This window comes from Sinorhizobium glycinis (genome assembly GCF_001651865.1).
GTDB classification, from domain to species: Bacteria; Pseudomonadota; Alphaproteobacteria; order Rhizobiales; family Rhizobiaceae; genus Sinorhizobium; species Sinorhizobium glycinis.
In genome coordinates, this window is sequence record NZ_LPUX01000064.1 from 17,121 (window position 1) to 33,489 (window position 16,369).

Sequence of the window (16,369 nt, forward strand, 5' to 3'; positions counted from 1 at the left end):
GGCAGGCACGTGGGGCCGCGCCCGGCTCCTACAGTTTCGTCACTGCGCGCTCTTCAGCACCTCATCGACGGCCTTGCGGATCAGTTCTTCCACGTGGCCGGTCGCGACCTTTTCCTCGAGGAAGATGTTCACTACCTCGACATCGGCGGCCGACAGTTGATGCGGCAGGCCGAAGGCCACGCCCTGTTTCGCCAGCGCCGGCGTCGGGTTGAGCGCGACGGCCCAATCGGGGTTCGACTGGGTGAAGAGCTGGTTCGTGTCAGAAGCATCGACGAGGATGTCGGCGCGCCGTGATACGATGGCGAGGCGCGTTTCATCGTTGCCCGGCAGCCGCAGGATGGTCGCGTTCTTGACCGCGGCGGTGATCGCCTTGTCCTGGGCGGAGCCCGACATGACCGCCAGCGTCACGTCCTTCTTGTCGATATCGGCAACCGAGGCCGCGCCGGCCGGGATTTTCGGGTTCTCCTTGTTGTAGGCGAGCGAGATCTGGTACTGCATGGCGGGAACGGAGAACTGCACGGCCATGGCACGCGCCGGCGTCCTGTTCAGCGCCAGCGAAAGATCCCACTTTCCCGCCTGCAGGCCGGCGACGATATTGTCCCAGGTGGTGTCGACGAATTCCGGCTTGACCTTCAGTGTCTCGGCGAATTCGCGGCAGAGATCGGCAAAGAAGCCGGAATATTCGCCGCTCGCCGGATCGCGCATCACATAGGGCGGAGCGACAGCCGCGCCGCAACGAAGGACGCCCGCCTTCTGCACGCCCTGCCAGTAACCTTCGGCGGTCTGGGCGGATGCAGCGGTGGTTGAAAGACCAGTGATCAGGGCAAGCGCAGGCAGCGCCCGCAGGACGGGCGAAAGCATCTTCGAAAGCATCGTCATTTCCTCTGTTTGACGGGCGCGCAGCGCGCGCGGTTCCTCTCGTCGGCTTCAGCCGATCTTTGCTTTTTGTCGTCTACGTGTCGACAAGGAAATTTATGTCGTCTACGTGTCGACAAAGTCAAGCGGAAATTTTACATTGTCGGCGCTGCGATTTTCTGGCCCTATGGGTCGAGCATCGAAGAAAGCGAGCCAAGTGTCTGACGAAATTGAAGTGAAACGAGCCAGGGGCACTGGCTGGAAAAACGTCTACGAGACGTTGCGCAACGAAATCCTGGCACTGACGCTCGCGCCCGGCCAGCTCCTGGACGAGAGTACGCTCGCCGAACGTTTCGACATGTCGCGGTCACCTGTTCGCGAGGCCTTGATCAGGCTCGCGGGCGAGGATCTTGTCGTGACGCTTTCGAATCGCAGCACGATCGTCGCGCCGATCGAGGTGGGGACCTTCCCGAAATATGTCGAAGCGTTGGACATCGCGCAGCGGATGAACACACGGCTCGCCGCGGAGCTGCGGACCGAGGTGGATCTGAAGGCAATTGCCAAGCGGCAGAAGGAGTTCGAGACGGCCGTGAAAACCGGCGATCACCTCAAGATGTCCGAGGCTAACAAGCAATTTCACATGGCGATCGCCCATGCCGGGAGGAACCCCTACCTGGCGGCCTTTTACGAGCGCCTGCTCAATCAGGGCCAGCGAATGCTGCACCTGCATTTCGAATATCTGGAACGCACCCACGAAGGCTATCTGCTGACGGACGAGCACAACCAGATGCTGGAGGCGATCCGGGCGAAGAACGTCGATCTCGCCGACGAACTGGCGCATGCCCATACGCGGCAGTTCCAGCAGAACTTCATCAACTTCATGCGCGAGAACTACACGACGGACGTCTCGCTCGCGCGGCGCAAGGCAGCCGAATAAATGCGTGTCGGGTTCGTCGGCACGGGCACCATAACCGTCGGTCCCGGCCGCCACCGGGTCCGCTGACCTTTCACATCGGTGGAAGCGCTCGCAGGCTCCCGGATCGCTCCGGACGCCGCCGGCGGGCATTCTCACCCCGCCCCTGAGAACAAACCTAGATAAGGAACTCCTGCGGCAAAAAGCACGCGGTCAGCTCGCGGCGGCCTTGTGGAATTCACCAGCAGCAGAAGCCGCCATCGACCAGGAGATCGACGCCGGTAACGAAGCTTGCCGCATTCGAAAGAAGGAAAACGGCGGGCCCGACCATCTCGTCCACCGTCGCCATGCGCTGCATCGGGGTCTGCTCCTCGAACAGCCTGGTCTGATGCACCATTTCAGGGCGGGTGTTCATCGGCGTGGCGGTGTAGCCGGGGCTGATCGTGTTCACGCGGATGCCGCGGCCCACCCATTCCATCGCCATCGATTTCGTCATATGGATGACGCCGGCCTTCGAGGCGTTGTAGTGGCATTGGCTGAGGCCGCGGTTGACGATCACGCCGGACATCGAGGCGATGTTGACGATCGACCCGCGGCCGTTCTTCAGCATCGCCCGGGCCTCCGCCTGGCAGGACAGGAAGACGCCTTTCAGGTTGATGTCCATCATCGTCTGGAACTGGTCTTCCTCCATCTCCTCGGCCGGATTGGCGTTGGCGATGCCGGCAGCGTTGACGGCGAGAGTGAGCGGGCCCAGTTCGGCTTCCGTGCGGGCGACGGCCTCGCTGAGCGCCGCGCCACTGGTCACGTCGGCGGCGATCTGGATGCTGCGGCGCCCTGTGCCAGCGATGAATTCCGCCGTCTTGGCGAGCCCGTTGTCGGTGCGGCGATCGAGCAGCGCGACATCCGCCCCGCACTGCGCCAGCCCCAAGGCGATGCGTTGCCCGATACCGCTGCCAGCACCCGTCACGAGGGCGACGTTTCCGGTGAGATCGAACAGTTTCGGCGCGTTGAGCGTGATTTCGGACATGATGACGTATTCCTCGCTTAGATGGTTGCCAGTTCCATGACCGAGACGTCGTTCGCGTCCTCGCGGTTGAGGATACCGGTCTGTTTGCCCTGAGCCATGACCATGATCCGGTTCGAGACGCCGAGAACCTCTTCGAGATCGGAACTGACCACGATCACCGCGACGCCCTGACGGGCGAGATCCATGATGAGATCGTAGATCGACGAGCGGGCGCCGACGTCGATACCGCGCGTCGGTTCGTCGAGCACCACGACCTGCGGCTTGCGCGCCAGCCATTTGGCGAGCACCACCTTCTGCTGGTTGCCACCGGAAAGCTCGCCGGCGTTCTGTTGGCCGCGGCCCTTCACGCCGAACTTCCTGATGTACTCGTCGGCGACCTGATGCAGACGCCGGGAGGAAACCCAGCCCTTGCGGGCGATTTCGCCGAGGTTGGCATAGCCGATGTTCTCCGCGATCGAATGATCGAGCACGACTCCCTGAAGCTTGCGGTCCTCCGGCACGAGAACCATCCCGTTGCGGATCGCGTCGATCGGCGAGCGGGGCGTGACGGCCTTGCCATAGAGGAGAACCTCGCCCCCAGAAATCGGATCGGCGCCGGTCATGGCGCGCACGAGTTCGGTGCGGCCGGCGCCCATGAGGCCGGCGATGCCGAAAACTTCGCCCTTGCGGACTGAAAAACTGATATTCCGAAATGCATTCGTAGGCGAGGTGAGATTGCGCACCTCAAGCGTCACCTCTTCCTGGGGTATCGGCAGGGCGGGGAACATGCGTTCGAGCGAGCGCCCGACCATGGCCTCGACGATCGTTCGGATCGGCACGTCGCCCCTGTCGAATTCCTTCACCTTGGCACCGTCCCGCATGACGACGACGCGGTCGGCAATCTGGCGGATCTCCTCCAGACGGTGCGAGATATAGATGATGCCCACCCCTTCTGCCTTCAGTCGCTCGATCTGCTGGAACAGGAGTTGGGTTTCTTCGCCGCCCAGCGCGGCGGTCGGCTCGTCCAGGATCAGCAGGCGGGCATTGAGCGTCAGCGCCTTGGCGATTTCGATGAGCTGCTGCCGGCCGGTCGAAAGCCCTTCGACGAGGCGATCGGGCGAGATATCGAGACCGAGCCGCTTGAGGCCGCTGCGCGCCCGTTCCTCCATCGCCCTGCGGTCGACCCGACCCGCCTTCATCGGATAGCGGCCGACGAAAACATTCTCCGCGATCGAGAGCTTCGGCAGCAGCTTCAGCTCCTGATGGATCATGCCGACCCCCTCGTCCATTGCGGCACGGGGATTGACCGGAGCATAGGCTGCCCCAAGCCACGTCATGTCACCGGCGGACGGCTGCACGGTGCCGGAAATGATGTTCGACAGGGTCGATTTTCCGGCACCGTTTTCACCGAGCAGCGCCACGACCTCTCCCGGATAGATGTCGAGGTCGACACCGTGCAGGACCCTGATCGGACCGTAGGACTTCTGGATTCCACGGAGCGAGAGGATGGGAGACTGGATGGTCATGGCGCTGCCTTTCGAGCGTCGAGACAGATTACGGATGGCTCTTCACGAACTCCGGAGCGTTCTCGCAGGTCGTCAGCACGGCATTCGGGGTCTGCCGCTCTTCCACCTTCTGGCCAGCAGCCACGGCGAGTGCGGATTCAACGGCAAGGACGCCCATCTTCTGCGTGCTCTGCGTGGCAGTGGCGATGAAAGGCCCCTTGCACTTGGCAAGATACTCGAGCGCCGAGACGTCGCCGTCATAGCCGCCGATGATCACCTTGTCGGACAGATTGGCAACGTCCACGGCTTTCGCCGCGCCCATCGCCAGGCCGTCGGCCTGGCCGAAGATGATCTTGATGTCGGGATTTGCCTGCAACATGTTCTGCGCGATCGAGAAGCCTTCGTCCGCCGACCACATGTTGCTCCACTGCTGAGCGACGAGTTCCACGCCCGGAGCCTCGTCGATGGCGCGCTTGCAGCCCGTGAAGCGGTCGACTTCCGGCGTCGTGCCCTTCTGGCCGTGAATGATCGCCATCTTGCCCGAGCCGCCAGCCTTTTCGATGATGTGCTTGCAGACGGCATAGGCCGATTCGACGCTCTCGCCGGCGATGAAAGTATCGCCCGGCGCGCCTTCCGGAACACGGTCGACATTGATTACCGGAATGCCGGCTTCACGGGCAAGGCGGGTCGGCACGGCGGCCGCGGCCGCACCTGCCGGGATGTAGATGAACGCGTTGATGTCCTGCGTCATCAGGTCCTGAACCTGGTTGACTTGGGTCGCTGTGTCGTTCTTCGCGTCGACGACGACGACATCGATGCCCTTTTCCTTCGCGTATTTCTCGACGCCGAGCTTGATCTGGTTGAAGAAGTCCGCCTGAAGGTTCGGAACGGCGAGGCCGATCTTCTTGACCTCCGCGGCGGATGCACCGAGCGGGGACATCAGGACCGCAGCGGTGGTCGCCACCAGCAGCAGGTTGGTCAATTTCATGGTTTCTCCTCCGAGTTGTTTGATGGATTTCCTGGCTTTGCAGGATTCCACCTCCCTTTTGCCGGCCCGCACCATTGCTGACCGTTTTCGCTGCCCCGCCGGCGTTTCCGCAAGCGGGATGAACAGGGGCTATTTCCGCTTGCGATAGGTCTCGGCGGTGACCGCCAGCACGATGACGCCGCCGATGATCACCTGCTGCATGAACGGGGATACGCTCAGCAGGTTGAGGCCATTGCGCAGAATGCCGATGATGAGCACGCCAATGATGGTGCCGCCGATACCGCCCGTGCCGCCAGACAGCGATGTGCCGCCGATGACCACCGCCGCGATCGCGTCGAGCTCGTAGGAGACACCGGACGAGGGCTGGACCGAGTCGAGCCGCGCCGCCAGAACCATGCCGGACAGCCCCGCCAGGAAGCTGCACACGACGTAGACAAGCACCGTCGCCCGCTGGACATTGATCCCTGCAAGCCGCGCTACTTCGGCATTGCCGCCGATGGCGTAGAGCACGCGCCCGCCGTGGCGATAGCGCTGGTAGAGGAGGCCAACGACGAAGACCACCAGCATCACCGCGACCGTCAGCGTGAGGAAGCCGCCGAAGCGCACGATGGCCATCATGTTGAACCAGGCGGGAAAGCCGATGATCTGCTGGCCGTCGGTGATCATGTTCGCGAGGCCTCGGGCAATCGACATCATGGCAAGCGTCGCGATAAAGGCCGGCACATTGAAGCGCGTGATGAGAAGGCCGGCGATCAGACCGTTCAGCGAAGCGACCAGCAGGGCGAGCGGGATGGCCAGCCACATCGGCACGCCGGCAACGACGTTCAGATAGCCGAGGACCATCATCGCAATCGCCATGACCGAGCCAACGGCAAGGTCAATGCCGCCGATCAGGATGACCATCGTCATGCCGACGGCCATGATGCCAAGCACCGTGATCTGATCGAGCACGTTCAGGAAGTTCCTGATCGAAAGGAACTTGTCGCTGGCGAAGGTGAGAAACAGACACAGGACAATGAGTCCGATCAGCGGACCCGTGGCCCCCCGCACCGACGCGAACATCCCGCCCGCGAATCCTTGCCGCTCCGTCGCTGTCGCAAGCATGGCGCCCTCCTCCCGCTATCCCGGCTTCCTCGCCCAACCATGGCATAATTATTCATTGCTGTCTGTAAATTCGTACATGATCCGTCAGCACCATGTCAACATGATCGTCGCATCCTTTCCTACGCCGTCGATCTTGACATGCCGCCATGGCGTGCAATTATATATCGGAATGTATATTTATTCACTATGAGGGTTTCATGCAGCCGAACGATCTCGACCGCATCGCTCGACAGATCCGACTTCGCGATCTGCAGGCGGTTTTCGAAGCCGGCGCCGGCCATATCGGCGGGGAAATGTCGGCGATCGACATTCTGACGGCGCTCTATTTCCGCGTGCTGCGCATCTGGCCCGATCAGCCGAAGCATCCGGACCGCGATCGTTTCGTGCTCTCGAAGGGGCACGTCGCGCTGGCCTTCTATGTGACGCTCGCCAAGCGCGGCTTCCTGCCAGAAGAAGAAATCAGCACGTTCCTGAAGCCGCATTCGCGACTGAACGGGCACCCGAATTGCACCAAGGTTCCGGGCGTGGAGACGAATACCGGCCCGCTCGGCCACGGCCTGCCGGTTGCGGTCGGCATGGCAAAGGCCGCCAAGCTGACCGGCGCCGAGTACCACACCTATGTGCTCACGGGTGACGGCGAGATGCAGGAGGGATCGAACTGGGAGGCGATCGCCGCTGCAGCCCAGTTCGAACTCGACAATCTGACGCTGATCATCGACCACAACCGCTTCCAGCAGGGCGCCACGCTGAAGGATACCAACAATCTCGCCCCCTTCCCCACCAAGCTCGAGGCCTTCGGCTGGGATGTCACCGAGATCAATGGCAACGACATGGACGAAATCGTTCCGGCACTGGAGCGCCGCGGCAGCCGACCGCACGCGATCGTCGCCCATACCAACAAGGGCCACGGCATTTCCTTCATGCAGGACAAGGTCGACTGGCACCATAAGGTGCCGAATGCCGAACAATATCAGATCGCCCTTGCCGAGCTTTCGGAGACCCAGTGATGAAAGACGTGATCACCTCTCCCAAGCTGCACGACTGCCGCGACGCCTTCGTTGCCGTGCTGGAGCGCCTCGGTGCGGACAATCCCAGGGTCGTGGCGGTCTGCAATGACTCGGTCGGCTCGTCCAAGCTGGGAGGGTTCAAGTCCAGATGGCCGGAGCGCCTGGTCAATGTCGGCATTGCCGAACAAAACATGGTGGGCGTCGGCGCCGGACTTGCCAATGGCGGGCTGCTGCCCTTCGTCTGCGGCGCCTCCTGCTTCCTGACCGGCCGTTCGCTGGAGCAGATCAAGGCCGATATCGCCTATTCCAACGCCAATGTGAAACTGATCGGCATATCCTCCGGTATGGCCTATGGCGAGCTTGGGCCGACGCACCATTCGATCGAGGACTTCGCCTGGACCCGGGTGCTGCCGAACCTGCCGGTGATCGCGCCCTGCGACTCGATCGAAACGGCCGCGGCCGTGGAATGGGCGGCCCACTACGAGGGGCCGGTGTTCCTCCGCCTGTCGCGCGTCGGGGTTCCGGACCTGCTGCCGGCCGGACACAGGTTTGAGCTCGGCAAGGCCAACCAGCTGCGTGATGGCGACGCCATCACCCTCATCGCCAACGGCACGCTGACCCACCGCATGCTGAAGGCGGCCGACCTCCTGGCCGGGCAAGGGATAGAGGCGCGCGTCCTGAACATGGCGACGGTGCGCCCGATCGACGTCGAGGCGGTGGTCGCCGCCGCCCGCGAAACGGGCGCCATCCTGACGGCGGAAGAACATTCCACCTTCGGCGGCCTCGGTTCGGCCATTGCCGAATCCGTTGTTGCCGAAGCTCCCGTGCCGATGAAGATCCTCGGCGTTCCGGGCATCTTCGCCCCCACCGGCTCGGCCGAGTTCCTGCTCGACGAATTCGGCATGTCCCCTGCCGCCATCGCCGAAGCCGCGGTTACGCTGATTGCACGGAAGTCTTCACGCATCTGATACTGCGCGTTTAGATCCCGTGCCGGGCGCGGCAAACCCTCCCTGTCGCCGCGCCCCCAATATCTGCCTGCCGGAGCCGCCATGACGACCGCCATTCTCGCCATCGACCAGGGCACCACGAATTCCAAGGCCGTGCTCGTTTCGACGACCGGGGAAATCCTGTCGCGCGGCTCGTCTCCGGTCGGCATCGAGCACCCGCAGCCCGGCTGGGTGGAACAGGGCCCGTCACGCATCTGGGAATCTGTGAGGGAGGCGATCGCCGCCTGCCTGCAGGCAGGCCCTGATGTCGACATCCTCGGTATTGCGATTTCCAACCAGCGCGAGTCGGTCACCATCTGGGATGCCGCAACGGGCGAGCCGCTTGGCCCGGTGGTGAGCTGGCAATGCCGCCGCAGCGCACCGGCCTGCGCCGAACTGAACGCGGCCGGCCATGCCGCACGGATTCAGGCGCTCACCGGCCTGCCCATCGACCCGATGTTCCCCGGTCCCAAGATGAAATGGCTGCTCGATCGCGCGCCCGCGGGCCACGAGGTCCGGCTGGGGACGATCGACGCCTGGCTGATCCATTGCTTCACGGATGGCGCGGTCCATGCCTGCGACGCCTCCAATGCCGCCCGCAGCCAGCTCTACGACCTCAACCGCCAGGTCTGGAGCGACGAACTCTGCGACCTCTTCGGCGTGTCGAAGTCCACCCTTCCCGAGGTGCGCGACAGTGCGTCCCGCTTCGGCGTGACCCGGAACGTGCCGGGCCTCAGGGACGGCATCCCGATCGCCTCGGCCATCGGCGACAGCCATGCCGCTCTCTTCGGGCACGGCGCGTTCAATCCCGGCGACGGCAAGGTGACCTTCGGAACCGGCTCTTCGGTCATGACGACGCTGCCCCGCTTCATCGCGCCTGAGCAGGGCATCACCACGACGATAGCCTGGTCGATCGGCGGCCAGCCGACCTATGCCTTCGAGGGCAATATTCTCGTCTCGGCCGCGGCGCTGCCATGGATGGTCGAGATGCTCGGCCTCTCCGATGTGCAGGCCTTGACCGATCTTGCCGCAACAGCCGAGCCCGGCGGGCCCGGCTTCGTGCCGGCCTTCGTAGGCCTCGGCGCGCCCTATTGGCAGGCCGATGCAAGGGCGCTGTTCTCCGGCATCACCTTCAACACCACCCGCGCCCAGATGGCGCGCGCGGTCACGGATTCGATGGCCTTCCAGGTCCATGACGTCTTCAAGGCCATGTCGGCGCAATCGCCGACGCCGCTCGGTCGGCTCTTTGCGGATGGCGGTCCGAGCAGGAACACCTTCCTGATGCAGTGCGTGGCCGACACCCTGAACCACGTCGTCATCCAGTGCGACGCGCCCGAGGCCTCCGCCCTTGGCGCGGCCTATCTCGCGGGCCTTTCGCTGGGCGTCTGGCCCGATCTTGCCGCCATTGCGGCCCTGCCGCGCGCCGGCAACCTTGTCATTCCGCGTGCTTCCGACGCCACAGAACGGCTTCTGGTCTGGCAGGAGGCAATCTACCGCTCGACCCTTTCGGCTCCTTCAACTATGAGTGAATAAAAATTCACGCCTGGAGGACCCCATGGGACGGCTCAACGAGCTGCGACTGATCGCCCGAGTTGCTCAGATGTATCATATCGAAGGCAAGCGGCAGGCAGAGATTGCCGAGATCATGCACATGTCGCAGGCGACCGTTTCGCGCATGCTGAAGCGGGCCGAGCAGGAAGATATCGTCCGCACCACCGTCTTTCCGCCGCCGGGCACCTTCGCCGAACTCGAAACCGCGCTGCGCGACCGATACGGCCTGACAGAGGCGATCGTCATCGACTGTTCCGAGGACCGCGACGGCGCGATCATGGCGCGGATCGGCGAGGCGGCCGCCCATTTCGTCGAGGTTACCCTGCAGCAGGACGAGATCATCGGCGTCTCGAGCTGGAGCCAGACGATCCTGCGCATGGTAGACAACATCCACCCGCTCAAGAACGCCAAGGCCAAATACATCGTGCAGATCCTGGGCGGCATGGGGGACGCGTCGGTCCAAACCCACGCCACGCAGTTGACGGCGCGTCTCGCCAGGCTGACCGGCGGCGAGCCTCGGCTGCTTCTCGTCCAGGGCATCACCTCCTCGCGTGAGGCAAAACTCGTCATGCTGGCCGACCCGGTCGTGCGCGAGACCATGGACCTCTTCAGCCGCCTCAGCCTTGCGATCGTCGGCATCGGTGCGGTGGAGCCGTCCGAACTCCTCGCCCGCTCCGGCAATACCTTCTCCCGCCAGGAAATGGCGATGCTGCACGAGGCCGGCGCCGTCGGCGAGATTTCCTACCGGTTCTACGACAAGGACGGAAAGCCGGTCGAAACGCCGCTCAACGATAGGGTCATCGGCATTTCGCTGGAAGACCTCAGGAAAGCCGACCGCGTCATGGCCTTGGCGGGCGGAGAATCGAAAACCCAGGCCATCGCCGGCGCCCTGAGGCTCGGCGTCATCAATGTGCTTGTCACCGACAAGTTCACTGCAGCTCGGCTCACGGCCTGATCTCTCCGAGATCACCCTTCGGCCTGCTGCGCGTTATTGAGGAAGAGACCATGAGACGTTTTGCAGGCCAGACGGTTTTCGTCACCGGGGGCAACAAGGGGATCGGCCGCGGCGTCGCCAAGCGCTTCGCCGAGGAGGGGGCAAAGGTCGCCATCGCCGCGATCGAGAACGACACGCCGGCAGCCGCCGCAGCGCTCGCTGAGGAAACCGGCGCAGAAGTGATCGGCGTCGTGCTGGACGTGACCGACGCCAGGGCCGTGCAGGAGGCCTACGGCGAAGCCGAGGCGAAGCTCGGCGCCATCTCCGTTTCCGTGCAGAATGCCGGCGTCATCACCATCGCCAAGGTCGAGGACCTTACCGAGCGCGAATGGGACCTGAACCTCGACGTCAACACCAAGGGCGTATTCCTGTGCTGCCAGGAGGCGATCCGCCGCTTCCGGGCCAGCGGCACGAAGGGCCGCCTGATCAACACCGCCTCCGGTCAGGCCCGCCAGGGTTTCATCTACACCCCGCACTATGCCGCCTCGAAGTTTGGCGTCGTCGGCCTGACGCAAAGCCTTGCCAAGGAGCTCGCCCGCGAGGGCATCACCGCCAACGCAATCTGTCCCGGCATCATCCACACCGAAATGTGGGACTACAATGACCGTGTCTGGGGCCAGATGCTCGGCGAATACGGTCCGGGCGAACTCATGGCCGAATGGGTCCGCGGCATCCCGATGGGACGGGCGGGGACGCCTGCCGAAGTAGGCGCCCTCGTCGCCTTTCTTGCCTCGGAGGATGCCGCTTACATCACGGGACAGACGATCAACGTGGATGGTGGCTTGATCATGTCCTGAGACCGGCGGGAAGCCCATCAGCCCATCAGCCTGCCCGCTGCGGAAACCCGCGCACAATTTTTTCGTCATGCCGGTCTAGCGAGCGGTCGCGGCCCGAACTGTGGCCGCACGGTCCTGCCGATAGCCAAGCTTCTCCGAGAGTTCGCCCGCCGCATCGAGAAGCACGCGAAGATAGTCCTCGCGATTGCGCAAGCCGTCCTCCTTTGGCGCGACGAGGCAGAGAGTCGCGATGCAGATTTCATCCGAGTCATAGACCGGCACGGCAAAGCAATGGGTGAAGCTGTCGACGATGCTGTTAAAGGTGAAGTAGCCGTCCTTCTTGGCCTCGCGCACCTGGGAGATGAATTCGGCCGGATCGAGGCGCTTGCCGTTCGGCAGCAGGAAATCCTCGTCCGGGATGAAGGCCAGGATCTCCTCGTCGCTCATGTGGTCGACGAGCAGCCGGCCGGAGGCGGTCCACGGAATGGCGACTGCCTCGCCGATATTGGTGGAGATGCGGAAGGGACGGCTGCCCTCGTTCATCAGGACGACGGCGTATTTGTTGCCCTCGAGCTGGCACATCTGCGCCGTTTCGCGCGTCTCCTCGGCGACTCTTGCAAGCAGATGCTCGCACTCGCGCATCAAGTCGAACTGCTCCGCATAGGCCGCGCCGAGGAAATAGAGCTTGCGGCCGAGGAAGACGCGGCCATCGTCGCCGCGGTATTCGATCACGCCTTGACGGAGGAGCAGGTTGACGAGCTCATAGACCGAAGAGCGCGGCGCGCCGATCCCCTGGGCTATTTCGTTCGGGCGGAGCGGCTGACGCTGCAGGCGCAGAAAATCGAGGATCTCGAACGCCCGGTCGAGACCCCGTGCTCTGCGATTGATCGTGTCTTCCGCTTCAGCCATGCGCACTCGATCCTATCAGCGGCCTCACTGTGAACGGGCCGGCTCCACCTCATTTAGCCTTGTAGGCGACGCAGTCAACTTCGACCTTGCAATCGACCATCATGCGGGACTGCACGCAGGCGCGCGCCGGCGGGTTTCGGCCGAAATATTCCGCGTAGATGCCGTTGAACGTCCAGAAGTCCCGCGGGTCGTCGAGCCAGACGCCGACCCTGACCACGTCCTCGAGACCGTATTCCGCCTCATGCAGGATGGCGATCATGTTCTCGATCGCCTTGCGGCTTTCGGCGACGATGCCGCCGCCGATGATCTCGCCCTTCTCCATGGCGACCTGCCCCGAAACATAGAGCCAGCCATTCGCCTCGACGGCGCGCGCAAAGGGCAAGGGCTGCTTGCCGGCACCGGTTTCTCCCGTTCCAAAACGCTTGATCGTCACACTACACTCCACTTCTTCATTGCACTTTGATCACGATGATTTTTGGTCGTATCGACCAAAAATCATAGCGATCGGCTCTATGTTTAGAGCGGGATGCGGGCGGAAAACCGCGCACACTTTTCCTCATCCCGCTCTGGTCAGTTGAACGTCGAGGTTTTCAGAAATTCCGCCAGCCGCTCGGTCTTCGGCTTCAGGAACATTTCGCGGGGATTGCCCTCCTCGCCGATGCGCCCCTGGTTCATGAAGATCACCCGCGACGAGACCTCATAGGCAAAGCGCATCTCATGGGTGACGATGAGCATGCTCATGCCGTCATCCGCGAGCGCCTTGATCACCTGCAGCACCTCGTTGACGAGCTCGGGGTCGAGCGCCGAAGTCACCTCGTCGAAGAGCATCAGCTTCGGGTTCATGGCGATGGCGCGGGCGATCGCGACGCGCTGCTGCTGGCCGCCGGAAAGCTGGCCGGGATAATGATCGATGCGCGAAAGCAGGCCGACGCGGTCGAGCCATTTCTCGGCGACCGCCCGCGCCTCCTCGCGGCTCATCTTCTTCACCTTGACGAGCCCCAGCATGACGTTTCCGGCGGCACTCATATGCGGGAACAGGTTGAACTGCTGGAAGGCCATGCCGGTAAGCGCCCGCTGACGGGCGATCTCGCGTTCCGGCTTGCGGCGGCGCACCCCGCCCACCGTCTGGTAGCCGATTTCCTGGCCGTCGATCGAGATCGTGCCGCCCTGGAATTCTTCGAGCATGTTGATGCAGCGGAGCATTGTCGTCTTGCCGGAGCCGCTGGAGCCGATGATGCTGATCACCTCGCCCTGGCGCATCGAGCAATCGACGCCCTTCAGCACCTCGACCGTGCCGTAGCGCTTGTGAAGGTCGCGGATTTCAAGAAGATTGGTCATCGGGTTGCGAAGCCTCACGATGGGACGGCGGTCTTGCGCTCGACGTAGCGGCCGAAGCGTCCGATGCCGTAATTGATGACGAAATAGAGGAAGCCCGCGAAGAAATAGAATTCGAGGCTCATGAAGGTGCGGGAGATCACCTCCTGGGTGCGCAAGAGCAGTTCCCCGACGCCGATGATCGACAGCAGCGTCGACGCCTTGACCATCTCGGCGGCAGTGTTGACCCAGGCCGGCAGCGCCTGGCGCAAGGCCTGCGGCCCCAGCACATAGGCGAAGGTTTGCGGGAAGGTGAGCCCGATCGCCTTGGCAGCCTCGGTCTGTCCCTTGGGGATCGACTGCAGCGCGCCGCGCACCAGTTCTCCGACATGCGAGCTGCAGAAGACGGCGAGTGCAAGCACGCCTGCCTGGAACGGCCCGAGATCGATGCCGACGGTGCTCAGAACATAATAGCTTGCAAGGACGAGGACGAGCACCGGCGTGCCGCGGATGAAGTCCGTATAGCCGCGTACCAGCCACTTCAGCGGCCTGTAGCCGTAGGTGAGCGCCAGTCCGACGAAGACGCCGAGAACGGTGCCGACGACGATCGAAAGGAGCGAGATCGAGATCGATGCGCCAAGCCCCTTGAGGAGCGGAATGCGGGCGACCCAGAGCTGATCGAGAAAACCGAAATCCATGGCGATCACCTCGGAACCGCGAGCCGCCGCTCGACGGCGCGCATCAGCGCGGCCAAGAGCGAACAGGTTGCGACGTAAAGGCAGCTTGCGACGATCCAGGTCTCGATGACGCGGAAGGTCTCGACATTGATCTTGCGCGCTTCGAAGGTGAGCTCCGGCACGGCGATCGCGGCCGCGAGCGAGGTGTCCTTGAACAGCGAGATCATCGTGCTGCCGAGCGACGGCAAAACGTTGCGCAGCATCAGTGGGATGATGATCGAGGTGCGGATCTGCATTTCCGTGAGCCCGATCGCCAGCCCCGCCTCGCGCTGACCCGGCGGCACGGCGATGAGGCCGCCGCGGAACACTTCGGCAAGATAGGCGCCGGAATAGATGGCGAGCGTCAGCACGAAGCTCTCGATCTTGCCGAGCCGAACGCCGAGCTCCGGAAGGGCGAAGTAGCTGAAGAGCACGAGAACGAGGATGGGCGTGTTGCGGATGACCGTCACGTAGAGGCCAGCCGGCTTGCGCAAGAGGACACTCTTCGAAACGAGACCGAAGGCGGTGATCAGCCCGATCAAGCAACCGGCGGGGATCGCCACGATCGCGAGGCCAAGGCTGAGCGCCAGTCCCTGCAGAAGCAGGTCGAACGAGCGCCAGACAGCCGCGAAGTTCAATGAATAGGTCATGGGCGCAGCCATTGCTATGCATCAGTCAAGGCAGCCCCGCCGGTAGACGGAGCCGCCGATGACTGCTGCATGTCTCCTTAAATCGACGTCGATTTAAGGACAAAGACATGCAGCAATTAAAAGAGCTACAGCGACCTTTGCGCGTCTGATACGACGCGCGGCGCTGTAGGGCTTACTTGTACTCGACCGGGAAACCGATCTGCGGCGGCGTCAGGTCCTTGCCGAACCAGGTCTTGAAGGACTTGGCGTAGAAATCGAATTCGACGCCGGTCATCGCTTCATGCAGCGCCGTGTTGACGAAGTTCAGCCAGTCCTGGTCGCCGCGCTTCACGCCGCAGGCATAGGTCTGCGGGTTCCAGCCGTAGCCGGCATCCTTGTAGCGGCCCTGGTTCTGGGTCATGTACCAGGCCAGCGACGACTGGTCGGTGGCCGCCGCATCGGCGCGGCCGGATTCAAGCGCCTGATAGATCAGGTCCTGGGACTCGTACTGGTCGACCGTCGCCTCGGGAAGGGCGGCATGCACCATGTCTTCCGCATAGACATTTTGCAGCACCGAGACGGTAACCGACGAGCCGGCGGCCTTCAGCGCCTCATAGTCAGCATACTTGCCGTCACCCTTCAGCATCAGGCCGACGCCCTCGCGGTAATAGGGAATGGTGAAGGCGATCTGCTGGGCGCGTTCGCCGGTGACCGTCATGAACTGGCAGGTGAGGTCGACCTTGTCGGTGGTGATGTTCGGAATGCGGGCATCCGATGACTGGTTGACGTATTCGATCTTGTCCGGATCGCCGAACAGCGCCTTGGCAATGATGCGGCCCATGTCGACGTCGAAACCCTGCAATTTGTCCTCGGCGCTCTTGAAGTGCCACGGCGCGTTGGTGCTGCCGGTGCCGAGGATGAGGTGGCCGCGCGCCAGAACCTCGTCGAGCTTACTGGAAGGCTGCTGCGCTTGCGCGGGCATGGCGGCGAGCGCGGCGACTGCGAGGCTCGCAGCGATAGTGATTGTCTTGATCATCGGAGATCTCCCCTTTTTCGTTCCCGGCGGATTGTTGTCCGTTATATTGGACATGCGTCCTCAATACCGGATTGACCTAT

At 63.1% G+C, this 16,369-nt stretch carries 17 protein-coding genes; 6 read left to right on the forward strand and 11 right to left on the reverse strand.

The features are described 5' to 3' along the window. Positions 1 to 39 precede the first annotated feature (39 nt). On the reverse strand, positions 40 to 873 hold the full coding sequence (locus AU381_RS20025) for a substrate-binding periplasmic protein (protein ID WP_064243495.1): 834 nt from the start codon (positions 871 to 873) through the stop codon (positions 40 to 42). 199 nt (positions 874 to 1,072) lie between these two features. Here AU381_RS20025 and AU381_RS20030 point away from each other — a divergent pair, with 199 nt between their 5' ends. Further along, positions 1,073 to 1,792 (forward strand): GntR family transcriptional regulator, encoded by a 720-nt coding sequence (locus tag AU381_RS20030; protein WP_064244148.1) that lies wholly within the window; start codon positions 1,073 to 1,075, stop codon positions 1,790 to 1,792. A 214-nt stretch (positions 1,793 to 2,006) separates the two neighbouring features. On the opposite strand, the gene AU381_RS20035 is transcribed toward AU381_RS20030, so the two are convergent. The 4 genes from AU381_RS20035 to AU381_RS20050 form a co-directional block, all read right to left on the reverse strand. Further along, positions 2,007 to 2,795: an SDR family oxidoreductase gene (locus AU381_RS20035; protein ID WP_064243496.1), complete on the reverse strand. Its 789-nt coding sequence runs from the start codon at positions 2,793 to 2,795 to the stop codon at positions 2,007 to 2,009. Positions 2,796 to 2,812: 17 nt separating this feature from the next. Continuing rightward, positions 2,813 to 4,294 (reverse strand): sugar ABC transporter ATP-binding protein, encoded by a 1,482-nt coding sequence (locus tag AU381_RS20040; protein WP_162273452.1) that lies wholly within the window; start codon positions 4,292 to 4,294, stop codon positions 2,813 to 2,815. Positions 4,295 to 4,328: 34 nt separating this feature from the next. Next, positions 4,329 to 5,267 carry a substrate-binding domain-containing protein gene (locus AU381_RS20045; RefSeq protein WP_064244149.1) on the reverse strand — a complete coding sequence of 313 codons (939 nt, stop codon included), beginning with the start codon at positions 5,265 to 5,267 and terminating at the stop codon, positions 4,329 to 4,331. Positions 5,268 to 5,396: 129 nt separating this feature from the next. Beyond that, positions 5,397 to 6,371, reverse strand: coding sequence for an ABC transporter permease (locus AU381_RS20050; protein ID WP_064243498.1), 975 nt, complete (start codon positions 6,369 to 6,371; stop codon positions 5,397 to 5,399). 197 nt (positions 6,372 to 6,568) lie between these two features. Between AU381_RS20050 and AU381_RS20055 the strand changes: the two genes are divergently transcribed. The 5 genes from AU381_RS20055 to AU381_RS20075 all read left to right on the forward strand — a co-directional run bounded on the left by AU381_RS20055 (position 6,569) and on the right by AU381_RS20075 (position 11,706). Beyond that, entirely contained in the window at positions 6,569 to 7,378 is an 810-nt protein-coding gene (locus AU381_RS20055) for a transketolase (RefSeq protein WP_064243499.1), read from the forward strand. After that, entirely contained in the window at positions 7,378 to 8,346 is a 969-nt protein-coding gene (locus AU381_RS20060) for a transketolase family protein (RefSeq protein ID WP_064243500.1), read from the forward strand. The genes AU381_RS20055 and AU381_RS20060 overlap by 1 nt, the downstream gene beginning before the upstream one ends. An 81-nt stretch (positions 8,347 to 8,427) precedes the next feature. After that, a complete protein-coding gene (locus AU381_RS20065) occupies positions 8,428 to 9,897 on the forward strand; it encodes an FGGY family carbohydrate kinase (protein ID WP_064243501.1) in 1,470 nt (489 codons plus the stop codon). Positions 9,898 to 9,919: 22 nt separating this feature from the next. Next, a complete protein-coding gene (locus AU381_RS20070) occupies positions 9,920 to 10,870 on the forward strand; it encodes a sugar-binding transcriptional regulator (protein ID WP_064243502.1) in 951 nt (316 codons plus the stop codon). Positions 10,871 to 10,920: 50 nt separating this feature from the next. Further along, complete coding sequence (locus AU381_RS20075; protein ID WP_064243503.1) at positions 10,921 to 11,706, forward strand: SDR family oxidoreductase; 786 nt, start codon at positions 10,921 to 10,923, stop codon at positions 11,704 to 11,706. Between the two features lie 75 nt (positions 11,707 to 11,781). Here AU381_RS20075 and AU381_RS20080 read toward each other — a convergent pair whose 3' ends face one another. The 6 genes from AU381_RS20080 to AU381_RS20105 all read right to left on the reverse strand — a co-directional run bounded on the left by AU381_RS20080 (position 11,782) and on the right by AU381_RS20105 (position 16,289). Then, positions 11,782 to 12,594: an IclR family transcriptional regulator gene (locus AU381_RS20080; protein WP_064243504.1), complete on the reverse strand. Its 813-nt coding sequence runs from the start codon at positions 12,592 to 12,594 to the stop codon at positions 11,782 to 11,784. A 49-nt stretch (positions 12,595 to 12,643) separates the two neighbouring features. Further along, on the reverse strand, positions 12,644 to 13,027 hold the full coding sequence (locus AU381_RS20085; RefSeq protein ID WP_064243505.1) for a RidA family protein: 384 nt from the start codon (positions 13,025 to 13,027) through the stop codon (positions 12,644 to 12,646). A gap of 137 nt (positions 13,028 to 13,164) precedes the next feature. Further along, on the reverse strand, positions 13,165 to 13,932 hold the full coding sequence (locus AU381_RS20090; protein WP_064243506.1) for an amino acid ABC transporter ATP-binding protein: 768 nt from the start codon (positions 13,930 to 13,932) through the stop codon (positions 13,165 to 13,167). 14 nt (positions 13,933 to 13,946) lie between these two features. Beyond that, positions 13,947 to 14,606 carry an amino acid ABC transporter permease gene (locus tag AU381_RS20095; protein WP_064243507.1) on the reverse strand — a complete coding sequence of 220 codons (660 nt, stop codon included), beginning with the start codon at positions 14,604 to 14,606 and terminating at the stop codon, positions 13,947 to 13,949. 5 nt (positions 14,607 to 14,611) lie between these two features. Beyond that, positions 14,612 to 15,274 carry an amino acid ABC transporter permease gene (locus tag AU381_RS20100; protein ID WP_064244150.1) on the reverse strand — a complete coding sequence of 221 codons (663 nt, stop codon included), beginning with the start codon at positions 15,272 to 15,274 and terminating at the stop codon, positions 14,612 to 14,614. A gap of 172 nt (positions 15,275 to 15,446) precedes the next feature. Further along, positions 15,447 to 16,289: a transporter substrate-binding protein gene (locus tag AU381_RS20105; RefSeq protein ID WP_064243508.1), complete on the reverse strand. Its 843-nt coding sequence runs from the start codon at positions 16,287 to 16,289 to the stop codon at positions 15,447 to 15,449. Positions 16,290 to 16,369 lie beyond the last annotated feature (80 nt).